This window comes from Rhizobium sp. A37_96 (assembly GCF_053521765.1).
On the sequence record NZ_JBNWDS010000046.1, the window covers coordinates 1 to 1,653 of the forward strand.

Here is a 1,653-nt window from a genome sequence, read left to right on the forward strand (position 1 = left end):
GGCTCTGACTCACATTTGCTGCTGTTGAGGATGATGCTTCTGCTGGTTCATCGGAGGATCAGCTATGCAGCAACGATTTCAACGGGCGAGCCTCGCTCCGTCCGGTTTTGCAGTTGATGATGTGACGATTATCGAAGAGCGTGTGCAAGTTCGGCTGCGATCGCGCGCCCTCTCCGGAACGTGTCCAGCCTGTGGTCGACAGAGCCGACGAGTTCAAAGCCGATATCTGCGTCGGCCCGCTGACCTGCCGTTTGGCGGTCGTCGAGTTGAGCTGGCGATCGTGACGCGTCGGTTCTGGTGCGATGCCGTTCTGTGCGGTCGGCGTATCTTCTGCGAACAGTTCGATAGTGGCGTGCTCGCACGTTACGGTCGGCGCACCCAGCGGCTGGAGACCATTGTTCACCATCTTGGTTTGGCGCTCGGTGGCAGACCGGCGGCGGCCTTTGCCAATCGTCTGATGGTACCAGTGAGCAATGACACACTGCTGCGGGTGGTTCGCCGCCGTGTTGCCGACCAGGATGATGAACTCACCGTCATCGGCATTGATGATTTTGCTTTCCGGCGGGGCCAAACCTATGGAACGATCGTCTGCGATCTGGAGCGGCGGAAGCCCGTCACCCTGCTACAGGATCGAGCGTTGGATACGTCTCGAGCGTGGCTTGCCGGGCATCAGTCGATCTCCACCGTCGCTCGCGATCGGGGCGGCGGCTATGGTGAGGCTATTGCGAAGGCATTGCCCAATGCTGAGCAGGTTGCTGATCGCTGGCACCTAATGGAGAATTCCAGCCGGGCCTTCCTCGACGCTGTCGGCAAGTCGATGCGACAGATCAGGCAGGCGGTCGGCAGCAGTGTCGTTGATCCAAAGCTTCTGACCTACGCCGAGAAGCTGCAGTATGAGGGGTATCTACGCCGCCAGGAAACGAACGAGGCGGTTCGGGAGCTGTCGAAAAAGGGAACATCAATTCGGCAGATTGTGCGGCAAACCGGCCATAGCCGGAAGCTCGTTCGCGACATTTTAAGGGGGCAGCGTCTCGACGTGTTCCGAACGCGGCCAAGTTCTCTGGATAGCTGGTCGCCTTGGCTCAACAGCCGCTGGGAAGAAGGGGCACGGAACGCTTCGGCACTCTGGCGTGAGATGAAGACGAAGGGCTTTGTGGGACAGAGTGGTGTCGTATCGCAATGGGCTCAACGCCGACGTCTTGCGGAAAAGGCCAATCAGAGCGGGCTCGCCAGAACGCCGTCCGCACGGGTTATCGCACGGCTCATGACCACCGCGCGCGACGACCTTGCAAAATCCGAAGCGATCCTGGTGGCGGCGATCGAAGTGAACGTCCCGGACCTTGTGGTCGCCCGTACGGCCATTGGTGATTTCCAGTCCATGATCCGCTCGAAGACAGCGCGGAAGCTCGACGAGTGGTTGGAAGCCGCTAAGGACAGCTTGGTCGGATCGTTTGCCGGCGGCGTCGAAAAAGACCTCGACGCCGTCAGGAATGCAATCATATCACCGTGGTCAAATGGGCAAACGGAAGGACAGATCACACGCTTAAAGCTCATTAAGCGCCAGATGTACGGAAGAGCAAAACTCGATCTCCTGCAGGCGCGGTTGATCGGTGCGTCGTAGACCTGCACAGCAGCAAATGTGCGTCAGAGCCA

1 protein-coding gene is annotated in these 1,653 nt (G+C 59.3%); it reads left to right on the forward strand.

Features of this window, described 5'->3' with window-relative positions:
• The first annotated feature begins 64 nt into the window (after positions 1 to 64).
• Positions 65 to 1,621, forward strand: coding sequence for an ISL3 family transposase (locus ACQZ6J_RS33850; RefSeq protein ID WP_077473006.1), 1,557 nt, complete (start codon positions 65 to 67; stop codon positions 1,619 to 1,621).
• Positions 1,622 to 1,653 lie beyond the last annotated feature (32 nt).